We start from the raw sequence: 14164 nt of genomic DNA on the forward strand, positions 1-14164 counted from the left end.
ATCGTGCGCCCGTACGTTTTTCCTCCTGCCCGTAGCCGCTTCCACGCCATGAACCTCGCCCTGCCCGCCCCCGTCACCGGCTATGCGCCACCGCCTGCAGGCCTTACCCTGTACGGCGTGGAAGCCAGCGCACTGCCAACCGATGAAGCCTTGATGCTGGCCTGGGCCGGTGGCGACCTGCGCGCGTTCGAAAGCCTGTATGCACGCCATCGCAAGCGCCTGTTCGGCTTCCTGCTGCGGCAACTGCGCGACAACGCGTTGGCCGAGGAGATCTTCCAGGATGTCTGGCAGCGGGTGATCAGCGCGCGCGCGGGCTGGCAGCCTGACGCTGCATTCAGCACCTGGCTGTTCCGCATCGCCCACAACCGCCTGAACGACCACTGGCGGGCCGCTCGCCATCGCCCTGCCGCACCGGCCGACGCCGACCTGCGCCTGGCCGCGATCGAGGACGGGCAGACCCCGGAAGCCGAGCTTTCCGAATTCGAACAACGTCGCCGCATCCAGCTGGCGATGGAGCAACTGCCGCCCGAGCAGCGCGAAGTGCTGCAGCTGCGGCTGGATCAGGAACTGAGCCTGGAGGAGATCGGCCAGATCACCGGCGTAGGCCGGGAAACCGTGAAATCGCGGCTGCGCTATGCGATGGACAAGCTGCGTGCGGGATTGAACGCATGAACCGAGACGAACCGCTGACGCCGGAAGAACGCGAGCTGGCGCGCCTGCTCGGCCGTCGCGTCGAACAGGCCCCGCCGGCCGCGCTGGACGCCACCATCCTGGCCGCGGCGCGCGCTGCCGTGCACGCACCGGCGGCCGATGCTGCTGTCTCCGCCGAGGCGCCGCGCAGGCAGCGCACACGTCCGCGTTGGCCGGCGGTGTTCGGTATCGCCGCCTCGATGGTGTTCGCCATCGGCATCGCCTGGCAGCTGCGCCCGGAACCGCCGCCGGTTCCGGCAGGCGAGGCCGCTGTTGCTGCGGCACCCGCTGCGGCAGACGTCGCGGCCGCCGATCAGGCCGCTGGGAGCAGTCCAGCCGACAGCGCGGCTGCGGCATCGGAAACGGCCACCGAACCTGCAGCACCCGAGGCGGCCCCTGTTGCCGCTCCCCCGGCGCCGTCCGTCGCGCGGGTAGCCAAGCCTGCGCCGACCGAGACTGCTGAGGCTCCGGCCCAGGCTGCACGATCGATGGCGGCGGATGCGGCCGCCGATACGTCCTTTGCGGCGCTCCCGCCTGGTCCGGCCGCCGCACCGGCAGCGGCACCGCCCGCGCCTCCCGCACCGGCTGCCTATTCGGCACCTGCACCGGCATTGGCGCCGGCCCCGGCAGGGGCGCTGAAAGCACGCACCGCCGAGGCGCCAGTGGCCAACGCTGCCGATGCGGAACGGGCGCAGGCACTGGATCGGGTAGAGATCACCTCGATGAAGCGGCAGGCCCCGAGCCGCTCCGCGCCCGGCGTCATGCGCCGCGGCGCCGACGCGCGGCTCAGTGCGGATGCCGTGCAGGCCGAGGTGGACGCCGATGCACAGCTGCCGCGACGGCAGTGGCTGCAGAAGATCCGCGCGCGCCGCGATGACGGCCAGCGCGACCTGGCCCGCGCCAGCCTGGAGCGCTATGTGCAGCAGTATCCGGAAGCGCGCCTGCCGCGCGACCTGCGCCCGCTGCTGGACGACTGAAGCGGGCAGTGACCTCCGGCGACCCCGTAGAATGGCGGGAATGCCCGATACCCTCGCCCAGCCGGTAAGCCACACGCTGGAAGTCAAACACAGCCGCTTCATTGCCCATGCCGCGCCGATCGATGGCGCCGCGGCAGCATTGGCGTTCCTGCAACAGGTGGCCGTAGCCGACGCAACCCACAGCTGCTGGGCCTACCGGCACGGCCAGGACTACCGCTCCAGTGACGATGGCGAGCCCGCCGGCACCGCTGGGCGGCCGATCCTGGCTGCGATCGACGGCCAGGGCTTCGACCGGGTGATGGTGGTCGTGACGCGCTGGTTCGGCGGTATCAAGCTGGGCGCCGGTGGACTGGTGCGCGCCTACGGTGGCGCCGCCGCCGAATGCCTGCGTACCGCCCCGCGCTTGCCGCTGGTGGCGATGGCCCGGCTGCAGCTGTTGGCCGGCTTCGAGGATCTGGGCACCCTGCATGCCACCCTTCCCAGCTTCGGCGCCGTGAAGCGCGATGAACAGTTCGATGCCAACGGCGTGTGCCTGCGGGTCGAATTGCCGGCCGATCAGGTCGATGCATTGAAAATCCGCCTGCGCGACGCCACCCGTGACCGTATCCGCATACAAGACGACGACCAGGATGACTGACAAGGACGACGCCCCTGCCTCGGCCCCACCGCTGCGCCGCCTCGGCAGCCTGCGGACGCTGTGGCCGTTCGTGCGCCGCCACAGCGGGCTGTTCACCGCCTGGCTGCTGGCGCTGGCGGTCTCTTCGGCCGCCACGCTGAGCCTGCCCCCCGCCGTGAAGCAGATGATCGACCACGGCTTCACCAGCGGTGGCCAGATCAACCGTGCCTTCGCCCTGCTGATGCTGGTGGCGGTGGTGCTGGCACTGGCAACGGCCGCACGGTTCTTCTTCGTGTCGCTGCTGGGCGAAAAAGTCGTGGCCGACCTGCGCAGCCGCCTGTACGCACACCTGATCCAGCTCGGTGCCGGTTTCCATGACCGCAGCCGCAGCGGCGAACTGGTCTCGCGCCTGACCGCTGACAGCGAACTGCTGCGCAGCGTGGTCGGCTCGACCATGTCGGTCGCCCTGCGCAGCAGCGTCACCGTGGTCGGCAGCCTGGCCATGCTGTTCGTCACCAGCCCCAGGCTGGCGGCATGGTCGCTGCTCGGCATCCCACTGGCGGTACTGCCGATCATCATCGGCGCGCGCAAGCTGCGCACGGTTGCACGCAGCAGCCAGGACCGCATCGCCGATGCCAACAGCCTGGCCAGCGAGACGCTGGGCGCCGTGCGCACGGTGCAGGCACATGCACGCGAGCCTTACGAGCGCGGACGCTTCGACAAGGCACTGGGCGATGCCATTGGCGCCGCGCGCCGACGCATCGGTGCGCAGTCGCTGGTCACCGCCAGCGCCATCCTGCTGGTGTTCGGCGCCATCGTTGGCGTGCTGTGGCTGGGCGCGCACGATGTCATCGACGGGCGCCTCAGTGCCGGCACGCTGGGCCAGTTCGTGCTGTACGCGCTGATCGGCGGCGGCTCGGTGGGCGCGCTGGCCGAAGTGTGGAACGAACTGCAGCGTGCAGCCGGTGGCATGGGCCGCATTGGCGAGCTGCTGCAGGAAGACATCGAGATCCGTGCGCCGGCGCAGCCGCACGTTCTGCCGCAACCATTGCGCGGCGAAATCCAGTTCGACGACGTGGTGTTCCACTATCCGCAACGTCCGGACCAGGCCGCGCTGGACCACTTCAATCTGCATGTCCGCCCGGGCGAGACGGTGGCCCTGGTCGGCCCGTCGGGCGCGGGCAAGAGCACGGTGCTGTCGATGCTGCTGCGCTTCCACGATCCGGCCAGCGGCCGCATCTGCGTGGATGGCATCGACGTACGCCAGGTCGATCCGGCCGAGCTGCGCGCGCAGCTGGCGCTGGTGCCGCAGCAGCCGACGCTGTTTGCGGCCAGTGCGCGCGACAACATCCGCTATGGCCGCCTGCAGGCCAGTGACGCCGAGGTCGAAGCTGCCGCGCGTGCGGCCGAGGCCGATGGCTTCCTGCGCGCGTTGCCGCAGGGCTACGACAGTGAGTTGGGCGAACGCGGTGCGCGCCTGTCCGGTGGCCAGCAGCAGCGCGTGGCGATTGCCCGGGCACTGCTGAAGGACGCGCCGATCCTGCTGCTCGATGAAGCCACCAGCGCGCTGGACGCACAGAGCGAGCACAGCGTGCAGCAGGCGCTGGAGCGGCTGATGGCCGGTCGCACCACGCTGGTCATCGCCCACCGCCTGGCCACCGTGCTCAAGGCCGACCGCATCGTGGTGATGGACCAGGGCCGCATCGTGGCCGAAGGTACCCATGCCCAGCTTCTGGCCGAAGGCGGACTGTACGCTGAACTGGCACGACTGCAGTTCATCGATTGATGACGGCCGGCTAACATCGGCCGGACCAAGCTGGCCTCGCATCAGCAGCATCCGCTGAAGGAGGTACGCGATGTCGTTCCGTCAGTTCCCTGCAGTCGACAGCAATGGCGAAAGCCACATCATCATCGAGTTCAAGCCCGAGGCGAATGGCAGCGGGCATCACTCTGAATCCACGCCGCGTTACGAGCTGGATGACGGGCGTCATCTGGTTCGCAATGGCCGCGAATTCACCACCAGCGGCGGCGAACTGCGGTTGATGATCTAGCGCTGCCCACCTTGGTGGTCACTGGCCGTGTCGCCCTGCTCTGGTAGGTGTCGACCTCGGTCGACACGCTCTTTGCCAAGGGCAGTCGAGCACGGCTCGACTCCACAAGAAGGCGTGATCAATTTTTCACCAAGCATCTTGACAGCCTTGCCTGACAGGGGCTGCGCAGGGTTATCCACACGTTTGCTCAGAAACCATCCACACCGCCTGTGGATGAATTCAGCCCAGCACCCGTCCGATGCCGCTGGCGTCCACGTCGGCCGCCGCCCGACGGATCGCCGTCGGATCACTGCCGGCCACGAATCCGATACGGAAATGCACCTCGCCCCCGGGCGTGCGTGAGGAATGGATCGAGGCCAGGCTGATGCGGTGCTGCTCGAACACGTTCAACAGCTCGCGCAGCGAGCCAGGCCGGTCCTCCGGCAGGTGCACCGACAGCGCGTTGCGCTCGGTCAGATCGGCCAGCAGATACCCCACGCGTTCGAACGTGTAGTTGCCATCCGCCAGGGCCTGCTCGCCGAAGGCACTGCGATTGGCTGACAGCAGCTGCTCACGGAATGCAGCCCGTGCGCCGTCGTCGCCCTGTCCGACCTGCACCTGCAGGGCCTGCAGCTGCCCCACCAGCCGCTCCAGCATCGGCGCCACGTACGGGTTGCCGAACTGGATGTCTTCGTAGATCGCCGGATTCAGCGACAGGATGCGCGAGATGATCGCCGTATCCAGCTCGAACGACGCCGAACGGTACGGCATCATCGCGGCCAGATCGCCCAGCTGCGGCTGGTACTGGCGCAGCACGCCTGCCTGCGCCAGGTGGGTGGCATGCACCATCGCCTGCACCAGCGCCATCATCTGGTCGTGGTGCTGCGGCGTCGCGCGCACGCACTCGGCCTGCAGCGCGGTGCACAGCGTATCGACCCATGCCCGCCAATGCTGCAGCCGCGCTTCGCAGACCACCATCACCCGCCCCTTCAGGGTCGGCGCCTTGGGTGGCGCGGTCATCGGGTGCAGTCCGACCACTTCGGCCTGCGAGGCCAGCATCGCCTGCACCGGTGCCTCCTTTACCGAGGTCACATCCAGCCACAGCCTGCCCTGCTCGCGGCCCGCCGATTGCCGCACGTACTCGGCGATCAACGCCGGCGTGTGCCGGATCGGTGCCGAGAACACCAGTACATCGGCCTGCGCCAGCAGGTGTTCCGGCGTGTGCGAGTCCGGGTCGGCCGGGTCATGGCCGATCACCTGCAGCTGCAGGTGCTGCTGGAAGAAGCGGCACAGCCAGCGCCCATAGGCACCAGCGCTGCCGACGATGCCGACCGTGCGCGGCGTGCGTGGATCCAGGCCGCTCATGCCACGCGTTCAGCGCGGAAGCGCGTTCCTTCGGCCAGCGCCGCCGGCGCGGCAGCGATCACGTCAAACTCCTCGAAGCCGTTGTCCAGGGTCGCCTCCAGCGCCGCATGGGTGCCGGCAATCGCGCGCGAAATCGCCTGCTGCATCGACTCACCGCGCAGCAGGAACGACACCACCAGCGACATCAGCACGTCACCGGTACCGGCCACGTCCACCGGCAGCAGCGGTGAGGTCCAGCGCCAGGTTTCCTCGTGCCCGACCGCCAGGGTGACCAGCTCACCCGGGTTGCCGCCTACGCTGTGCGCGATCACCCAGTGCGGGCCACGATCCAGCAGCGTGCGCGCGGCGGCGATGGCATCGGCCTCGGCCAGTGCCGGCATGCCGGTCAGGCGATTCAGTTCGAAGGCATTGGGCGTCACCAGCCAGGCGTGCGGCAGCAGGCGCTCGGCGAAGATCGCTTCCAGGCCCGGTTCCACGTAGGGTCCGGTATGGGTATCACCGATCACCGGGTCCAGGCAGTAACGCAGCTGTGGGCAGGCCGGCAGGATGTTGTCCAGCCAGTCGGCGAAGGCCGCACCGTTGGCGGTGCTGCCGAAGTAACCGGACACCAGCATCTTCGCCCGCTGCGGCAGGCCACGCTCGTGGGTACCCAGCAGCAGGTCGGCAAACCAGTCGGCGGGCAGCACGCGGCCCCGCGTAGTGTCGTAGAACGGCGCATTGCTCAGCAGCACGGTCGGGATTTCGGCGACGCGCACGCCCAGTGCGCGCATCGGCGGGACGGCGGCACTGTTGCCGGCGTGGCCGTACACAAGTTGCGACTGGACCGAGATGACATCGATCGGCGACGGCCCATCCGGCCGCTGGCGGCGGCCGTGGACCAGGTGGTTATCAAGGGATTCGCTCATGGCCGCATTCTACGCCCAAGGGAGTTTTCGGCAGGGCTTGCAGCCCTGCACCTGCCGAAGGCGAAGCCGAAGCAATATCAAGAGCCGCATTCCGTGGGATGGCGGGGCGGTGTGGGTGCCGACCGTTGGTCGGCACATCTGTGGGATACCGAAATAAATCGGGGTCAGATCCGTTTTCCTTCGGAAAACGGATCTGACCCCAAGAGCCGTTCCGACGGATCGCAGGAAACTGTCGAAGGCGGGGTGGGTCCGGTTGCAGGGGTGTCCGCGGCATGGATGCCGCGGCCAAGCCCCCAGGGATGGGTTTACGGCGTCCCCTGCAACCGGACCCACCCCGCCAACCCACGGATAGCCCGCTTCTGCTGTTGACGTTGCCTCTGCAGGTGCAGGGCTGCAAGCCCTGCAAACCCAACCCCCTCAGTGAGCAGCAGGCCGCGACGGTGGCAGCCACGCTGCGACGATACCGAGCAGCGGCAGGAACGCGGTCAGCTGATAGACGTATTCGATGCTGGTCCTGTCTGCCAGCATGCCCAGCACGGCCGCGCCAAGCCCGCCCATGCCGAAGGCAAAGCCGAAGAACAGGCCGGACACCATGCCGATGCGGTGCGGCATCATCTCCTGCGCGTACACCACGATGGCCGAGAACGCCGAGGAGAGCACGAAGCCGATCAGCACCGCCAGCACTGTGGTCCATAGCAGATCGGCGTGCGGCAGCATCAGCGCGAACGGGGCCACGCCGAGGATCGAGGTCCAGATGATCGGCTTGCGTCCGATGCGGTCACCCAGCGGGCCGCCGAGGAAACCACCGGCGGCAGACGCCACCAGGAACGCGAACAGATGCAGTTGCGCCTGTGCCACTGGAATGCCGAAATGGTGGATCAGGTAGAAGGTGAAGTAGCTGCCGATGCTGGCCATGTAGAAGTACTTGCTGAAGATCAGCACCAGCAGGATCGCCAGCACCTTGGCCACGGTGCGCGGCGGATGCCGCGGGGCCATAGACGCGGTGCTGGCCGGACGCGGTGTGCCCAGGTGCAGTGCATACCAGCGACCAACATAGGTCAGCAATGCGATGCCGATCAGCGCGGCGCCGGCAAACCACGATGCGGCATGCTGGCCATACGGCACGATCACGGCCGCAGCGATCAACGGCCCCAGCGCGGTACCGAAGTTGCCACCCACCTGGAACACCGACTGCGCGAAGCCATGACGGCCACCCGAAGCCAGCCGGGCGATGCGCGAGGCCTCCGGGTGGAAGATGGCCGAACCAATGCCGACCATGGCCGCAGCCATCAGCACCACCGCGTAGTTCGGCGCAAAGCCGAGCAGCAGCATGCCGCACAGGGTCAAGGCCATGCCGATCGGCAGCGAGTACGGTGCCGGGCGGCGGTCGGTGGCCATGCCGATCAACGGCTGGAAGATCGACGCGGTGAGCTGGTAGGTCAGCGTGATCAGGCCGATCTGGGTGAAGCTGAGGTTGAAGCCGCCCTTGATCACCGGATAGATGGCCAGGATCAGGGACTGCATCATGTCGTTGACGACATGCGAGGTGGAGATGGCGGCCAGCACGCCGGGAGCCACCGGGCGTGAGGTCGTTGCGGGAGAAGCCAGGGTCGACATGGACACAGTCAGGTTGGGGGCGAGCCACGCATGCTACGGTGGACCCCCCACTCCCTTCTGCCGCGTTCGGGTCATGGCATATCGCAAAAAGGACACTCCCTGCCCGATCCGCGAGACCGCGCCGTGGAACGAAGTGCCGGTACACCGCCCGGTGACCAGCCGCGCCCGGCACTACCCGCCCGGTACCCACATCGCGCCACACCGGCATCGCCGTCACCAACTGGTCTTCGCCATGTCCGGCCTGATGGTGGTGCGCGCAGACGGTGGCCGCTGGGTCGTGCCCTCCACCCGCGCGATCTGGGTTCCGGCCGGCATGGTGCATGCGGTGGACTGCATCGCCGAGGTGCACATGCGCAGCCTGTACGTGGAACCGGACTTTGCACCGCAACTGCCGGATGGCGCGTTCGCAGTACAGGTGGCGCCGCTGCTGCGCGAACTGCTGCTGGCTGCCAGCCTGATCGAGTCCGCGCACGTGGACGACAGCCGCGACGGTCGCGTGGTGCGCCTGCTGCTGGACGAGCTGCACCGCATGGACGTGCTGCCGCTGCACCTGCCCTCGCCCACCGACCCGCGCCTGCAGAGGATCTGCCAGCACATCCAGAAGCATCCCGCCGACGACGCCACGCTGCAGGACTGGGCCCAGGCCCTGCAGGTGGACGTGAAGACCATCCAGCGCCATTTCGCCGGCGAACTGGGCATGACCTTCGGGCAGTGGCGGCAGCAGGCGCGCCTGCTGGCCGCCCTGGAGCGGCTGGCAGTCGGCGACAAGGTCATCGATGTGGCGCTGGCGATGGGCTACGACAGCCCCAGCGCGTTCACCAGCATGTTCAAGCGCCAACTGGGGCAGACGCCCGCGGCGTTTTTCCGCTGATCGCAAACGAAAACGCCGGGCATGACCCGGCGCTACCGCTCAACGCTTCGGTTGAAAAACTCAGGACGTCATCCGGTCCCAGAAGCCCTTCACGCCATCCATGAACGTCGCCGACTTCGGCGAATGCTTGCGTGCTTCCTCGCCGACAAAGGTGGCTTCGAACTGCTCCAGCAGCTTGCGCTGTTCGTTGGTGAGGTTGACCGGGGTCTCCACCACCACGCGGCAGTACAGGTCGCCCTCGCTGCGGCTGCGCACCGAACGCACGCCCCTGCCACGCAGGCGGAACAGCTTGCCGGTCTGGGTCTCGGCCGGGATGCGGATTTCCGCTTCGCCGCCGAGGGTCGCCACGCGTACGGTGTCGCCAAGCGCTGCCTGCGAGATGCGGATCGGCACTTCGCAGTGCAGGTCGTCGCCATCGCGCTGGAAGATCGCATGCTCGCGCACGCGCACTTCCACGTACAGGTCACCCGGCGGCGTACCGGCCGGACCGGCCTCACCTTCACCCTGCAGGCGGATGCGGTCGCCGGTATCGACGCCCGCCGGCACCTTCACCGACAGCACCTTGTCTTCCTCGACACGGCCGTTGCCGTGGCAGGTCTTGCAGGGCTTGGCGATGATCTGCCCACGGCCGCCGCAGTTGTGGCAGGCCTGCTGCATGGCGAAGATGCCGCGCTGGATGCGCACCTGGCCGCGGCCATGGCACACATTGCAGGTTTCGACCTTGCCGTCTTCGGAGCCACTGCCATCGCAGTCGCCGCACTCGGCCAGGGTCGGGATCTCGATGCGGCGCTCAACGCCGCGTACCGCCTCTTCCAGGTCCAGCTCCATCACGTAGCCGATGTCGGCGCCGCGACGGGCCTGGCGCGGCCCACCGCCGCCCCCGCCAAAAATGTTGCCGAAGATATCGCCGAAGATATCGTTCATGTCCGGGCCGCCCGGACCACCACCGCCCATGCCGTGCTCGAACGCGGCGTGGCCGTGGCTGTCGTACATGCGGCGCTTGTTGCCATCGGACAGCACTTCGTAGGCTTCCTTGCACTCCTTGAAGGAGGCTTCGGCCGCCGCATCACCCGGGTTGCGGTCCGGGTGGAACTTCATCGCACAGCGACGGTAGGCCTTCTTCAGCTCGTCGTCGGTGGCGGTGCGGGCAACGCCCAGCACTTCGTAGTAATCGCGCTTGCTCATATGGTGAATCTGGTTCCGGAAAGTCGGGATTCGTCAAAGCGGAAGAGCGGAACCAGGTCCGCTCTTGCGTCGGGCGCCCCGACACGCCGGTGGGCGGTCAGGACCCTGATGCGACAACGGGACGCTGATGGCCAGCGTCCCGTGTCGGTCCGGATCAGGACTTCTTGTCGTCCTTGACTTCGGTGAACTCGGCGTCGACCACGTCGTCCTGCGCCTTGCCGGCGTTGCCGGCGTCGGCACCCGGGGCACCGCCCTGGTCGGCCGAAGCAGCGGCGAACAGCGACTGGCCGGCTTCCTCCAGCACCTTCGACTTGGCTTCGATCTGTGCCTTGTCGTCACCCTTCATCGCGGTTTCCAGGTCGGCCAGGGCCGCCTCGACCTTGCCGATGACATCGCCGCCGACCTTGCTGCCGTGCTCGGTGATGGCACTGCGGGTGCCGTGGATCAGGGCATCGGCCTGGTTGCGGGCCTGCACCAGCTCCTGGAACTTCTTGTCTTCTTCGCGGTTGGCTTCCGCGTCGGCGACCATGCGTGCGATCTCTTCCTCGGACAGGCCCGAACCGGCCTTGATCTCGACCTTCTGTTCCTTGTTGGTCTTCTTGTCCTTGGCCGACACGTGCAGGATGCCGTTGGCGTCGATGTCGAAGGACACTTCCACCTGCGGCAGGCCACGCGGGGCCGGCTCGATGCCGGACAGGTCGAACTTGGCCAGCGACTTGTTGAAGCGGGCCTGCTCGCGCTCACCCTGCAGCACGTGCACGGTCACGGCCGACTGGTTGTCCTCGGCGGTGGAGAACACCTGCGAGGCCTTGGTCGGGATGGTGGTGTTCTTCTCGATGATCTTGGTGAACACGCCGCCCATGGTCTCGATGCCCAGCGACAGCGGGGTCACGTCCAGCAGCAGCACGTCCTTGACGTCGCCGCCCAGCACGCCGCCCTGGATCGCAGCACCCAGTGCCACGGCTTCGTCCGGGTTGACGTCCTTGCGCGGTTCCTTGCCGAAGAATTCGGTCACCGCCTGCTGCACCTTCGGCATGCGGGTCTGGCCACCGACCAGGATCACTTCGCTGATGTCGCTCGAACGCAGGCCGGCATCGTTCAGGGCGACGCGGCACGGCTCGATCGACTTCTTGATCAGGTCTTCCACCAGCGCTTCCAGCTTGGCGCGGGTCAGCTTGATGTTCAGGTGCTTCGGACCCGAGGCGTCAGCGGTGACGTACGGCAGGTTCACTTCGGTCTGCTGGGCGCTGGACAGCTCGATCTTGGCGCGCTCGGCAGCGTCCTTCAGGCGCTGCAGGGCCAGCGGATCCTTGCGCAGGTCGATGCCCTGGTCCTTGTTGAATTCTTCAACCAGGTACTCGATGACGCGGTTGTCGAAGTCTTCGCCGCCGAGGAAGGTGTCGCCGTTGGTGGCCAGCACTTCGAACTGCTTCTCGCCGTCGACGTTGGCGATCTCGATCACCGAGACGTCGAAGGTGCCGCCGCCCAGGTCGTACACCACGATCTTGCGATCCTTGTTGTCGCCCTTGTCCAGGCCATAGGCCAGCGCGGCCGCGGTCGGCTCGTTGATGATGCGCTTGACGTCCAGGCCGGCGATGCGGCCGGCGTCCTTGGTCGCCTGGCGCTGGCTGTCGTTGAAGTAGGCCGGCACGGTGATGACCGCTTCGGTGACCTTCTCACCGAGGAAGTCCTCGGCGGTCTTCTTCATCTTCTCCAGCACCTTGGCCGAGATTTCCTGCGGGGCCATCTTCTTGCCATCGCTGGTCGACACCCAGGCATCGCCATTGTCATGGGCCAGGATGCCGTACGGGACGTGGGCGATGTCCTTCTGCACTTCGGCGTCGGTGAACTTGCGGCCGATCAGGCGCTTCACCGCGTAGAAGGTGTTCTTCGGGTTGGTGACGGCCTGGCGCTTGGCCGAGGCGCCCACCAGGACTTCGCCGTCCTTGGTGTAGGCGACGATCGACGGGGTGGTGCGATCGCCTTCCGAATTCTCGATGACGCGGGCCTTGCCGCCGTCCATGATCGCCACGCACGAGTTGGTGGTGCCGAGGTCGATACCAATGATCTTGCCCATGGGGGAGACTCCTGAGGATGCTTGTTGGGGTCAGTCCGGCCGTTCGGCCGGTGGATGAATACGATGTGGGGGAGGCTCGTGGAACATTCAAGCCATCTCCCGAACGCTGTGTTTCCGGTCGCCCGGCGCGTTCAGCGTCGGGCCGGTTGACGGGACATTCCCGCCTTCCGGCCCTGGAGGGGTCAGTCGGCGGCCACCACCACCAGCGCCGGCCGCAGCAGGCGCTCGTTGAGCAGGTAACCCTTCTGGAACACGGTCACCACGCTGCCCGGGGCGGCGTCTGGGGCCGGCACCTGGCTGATGGCCTGGTGGTGTTCCGGGTTGAACGGCTGGCCGATCGGGTCCAGCAGGACCAGCCCGTTGTCGGCGGCAACCTTCAGCAGCTGCTTGTAGGTCAGCTCCAGGCCCTCGCGCAGCGGATGCGGGTCATCGCCGGCCGCCTTCAAGCCGGCATCCAGGCTGTCGAACACCGGCAGCAGCTCGCCCAGCAGCTTCTCGTTGGCGAACTTGCGGGCCTGCTCGATGTCACGGGCAACGCGCTTGCGCTGGTTCTCGAGGTCGGCGCGCTCACGCAGCGCATCGGCCTTGATCTGCTCGACCTCGGCGCGCAGGCGCTCCACTTCGTCGTTGACGCCGGCGGCGGCGGCCGCATCGGCGGCAGTCTGCTGGGATTCGATATCTGGATGTTCGTGGTTCATGTCTGGGTCCCTGGCGGTCAGTCTCCGCCTCCACCCACCCTAGTGTGGGCGGGATGCTGCGTTTCAAGCGTCGGATGTTCCAGGAGTGCGCCCGGCTGGCGAAAACGCCGCGCCGAGTACATCGGCAGTAGCCTGGACCAGCGGGATCATCCGGTCGTAGGCCATCCGCTTGGGGCCGATCACGCCCAGCACGCCCAGCACCTGGCCATTGGCGGTATAGGGGGCGGTGACCAGCGACACCCCCTGCAACGGCATCATCCCGGTCTCTTCGCCAATGAAGATGCGCACCCCCGGGGCCTGGATGGTGCGCTCCAGCAGCTGCAGGATCTCGCGCTTGCTGGAGAACAGCTCGAACAGCTCGCGCAGCCGCTCCAGGTCGGACAGGTCCTGCACCCCCATCAGGCGGGTCTGCCCGGCCACCAGCATGTCATCGGCCGCCGGCTGCAGGGCCTGCTCGGCCAGCTCGATGCTCTGCGCCAGCAGCTGCTCCAGCTCCGAACGGGCATCACGCAGTTCCAGCAGCAGGCGGGTGCGGATCTCGGCCATCGGCAGGCCGGCGAAATGCGCGTTGAGGTAGTTGGCGACCTGTTCCAGCTGGCCCGGCGCGAACTCCTGGCGGGTCTCGATGACCCGGTTCTGCACCTCGTTGTCGGCGAACACCAGGATCGCCAGCACCCGGCGCCCGTCCAGCGCCACGAAATCGATCTGGCGGAACGCGAACTGCTCGCGCCGCGGGGCGCTGACCACGCCGACGAAGTGGCTCATCGCCGACAGCAGCTCCGAGGCGCTGCCAAGCAGGGCCTGGGTGCTGCCGCCGCTGGCCAGTTCCTGGCGCAGCCGGGCCAGCTCGCCTTCGCCCGGCGGCTGCATCTGCAGCAGGCTGTCGACGAACACCCGGTAGCCATGTGCGGTCGGGACGCGCCCTGCCGAGGTGTGCGGCGAAGCCAGCAGCCCCAGGTCTTCCAGGTCACCCAGGATATTGCGGATGGTGGCCGGGCTGACCTCCAGCCCGGCCACGCGCGCCAGCGTCTGCGAGCCGACCGGCTCACCGTCCTGGATGTAACGCGCGATCAGCGTGCGCAGCAGATGGCGCGCACGCGGGGCAAGCTGGTCGGGAGAACCGTGCATGGAAT

Annotated in this window: 13 protein-coding genes; 6 read left to right on the plus strand and 7 right to left on the minus strand. The window is 67.6% G+C overall.

What is annotated here, in order from left to right:
• Positions 1-153: 153 nt before the first annotated feature.
• From VG556_RS19300 to VG556_RS19320, 5 genes are all read left to right on the plus strand, one after another.
• Positions 154-672 (plus strand): RNA polymerase sigma factor, encoded by a 519-nt coding sequence (locus VG556_RS19300; protein WP_229653773.1) that lies wholly within the window; start codon positions 154-156, stop codon positions 670-672.
• On the plus strand, positions 669-1667 hold the full coding sequence (locus tag VG556_RS19305) for a hypothetical protein (protein ID WP_100449883.1): 999 nt from the start codon (positions 669-671) through the stop codon (positions 1665-1667). The genes VG556_RS19300 and VG556_RS19305 overlap by 4 nt, the downstream gene beginning before the upstream one ends.
• Positions 1668-1707: 40 nt before the next feature.
• Positions 1708-2304, plus strand: coding sequence for an IMPACT family protein (locus VG556_RS19310; protein WP_100449992.1), 597 nt, complete (start codon positions 1708-1710; stop codon positions 2302-2304).
• Entirely contained in the window at positions 2297-4069 is a 1773-nt protein-coding gene (locus VG556_RS19315) for an ABC transporter transmembrane domain-containing protein (RefSeq protein WP_032960563.1), read from the plus strand. The genes VG556_RS19310 and VG556_RS19315 overlap by 8 nt, the downstream gene beginning before the upstream one ends.
• Positions 4070-4139: 70 nt before the next feature.
• Positions 4140-4334, plus strand: coding sequence for a hypothetical protein (locus VG556_RS19320; protein WP_014646818.1), 195 nt, complete (start codon positions 4140-4142; stop codon positions 4332-4334).
• Positions 4335-4553: 219 nt separating this feature from the next.
• Here the strand turns inward: VG556_RS19320 and VG556_RS19325 are convergent, their stop codons facing one another.
• The 3 genes from VG556_RS19325 to VG556_RS19335 all read right to left on the minus strand — a co-directional run bounded on the left by VG556_RS19325 (position 4554) and on the right by VG556_RS19335 (position 8200).
• The gene (locus VG556_RS19325) at positions 4554-5678 is read right to left on the minus strand and encodes a prephenate dehydrogenase (protein WP_100449882.1); all 1125 of its coding nucleotides are present in this window, start codon (positions 5676-5678) and stop codon (positions 4554-4556) included.
• Positions 5675-6583 (minus strand): pyridoxal kinase, encoded by a 909-nt coding sequence (gene pdxY / locus VG556_RS19330; protein WP_014646816.1) that lies wholly within the window; start codon positions 6581-6583, stop codon positions 5675-5677. Before pdxY ends, VG556_RS19325 begins: the two co-directional genes overlap by 4 nt.
• A 417-nt stretch (positions 6584-7000) precedes the next feature.
• On the minus strand, positions 7001-8200 hold the full coding sequence (locus tag VG556_RS19335) for an MFS transporter (protein WP_100449881.1): 1200 nt from the start codon (positions 8198-8200) through the stop codon (positions 7001-7003).
• 73 nt (positions 8201-8273) lie between these two features.
• Between VG556_RS19335 and VG556_RS19340 the strand changes: the two genes are divergently transcribed.
• Positions 8274-9071, plus strand: a complete 798-nt coding sequence (locus VG556_RS19340; RefSeq protein WP_014646814.1) for an AraC family transcriptional regulator — start codon at positions 8274-8276, stop codon at positions 9069-9071.
• 60 nt (positions 9072-9131) lie between these two features.
• Here VG556_RS19340 and dnaJ read toward each other — a convergent pair whose 3' ends face one another.
• The 4 genes from dnaJ to hrcA all read right to left on the minus strand — a co-directional run bounded on the left by dnaJ (position 9132) and on the right by hrcA (position 14159).
• Positions 9132-10256, minus strand: a complete 1125-nt coding sequence (dnaJ, locus tag VG556_RS19345) for a molecular chaperone DnaJ (protein ID WP_100449880.1) — start codon at positions 10254-10256, stop codon at positions 9132-9134.
• Positions 10257-10410: 154 nt separating this feature from the next.
• A complete protein-coding gene (dnaK, locus tag VG556_RS19350; RefSeq protein WP_100449879.1) occupies positions 10411-12333 on the minus strand; it encodes a molecular chaperone DnaK in 1923 nt (640 codons plus the stop codon).
• 182 nt (positions 12334-12515) lie between these two features.
• Entirely contained in the window at positions 12516-13031 is a 516-nt protein-coding gene (gene grpE, locus VG556_RS19355; RefSeq protein WP_014646812.1) for a nucleotide exchange factor GrpE, read from the minus strand.
• Between the two features lie 63 nt (positions 13032-13094).
• Complete coding sequence (gene hrcA, locus VG556_RS19360; protein ID WP_100449878.1) at positions 13095-14159, minus strand: heat-inducible transcriptional repressor HrcA; 1065 nt, start codon at positions 14157-14159, stop codon at positions 13095-13097.
• Between the last annotated feature and the right edge of the window lie 5 nt (positions 14160-14164).

Origin of the sequence: Stenotrophomonas sp. CASM106 (assembly GCF_049384825.1) — a bacterium.
Lineage (GTDB): Bacteria > Pseudomonadota > Gammaproteobacteria > Xanthomonadales > Xanthomonadaceae > Stenotrophomonas > Stenotrophomonas muris.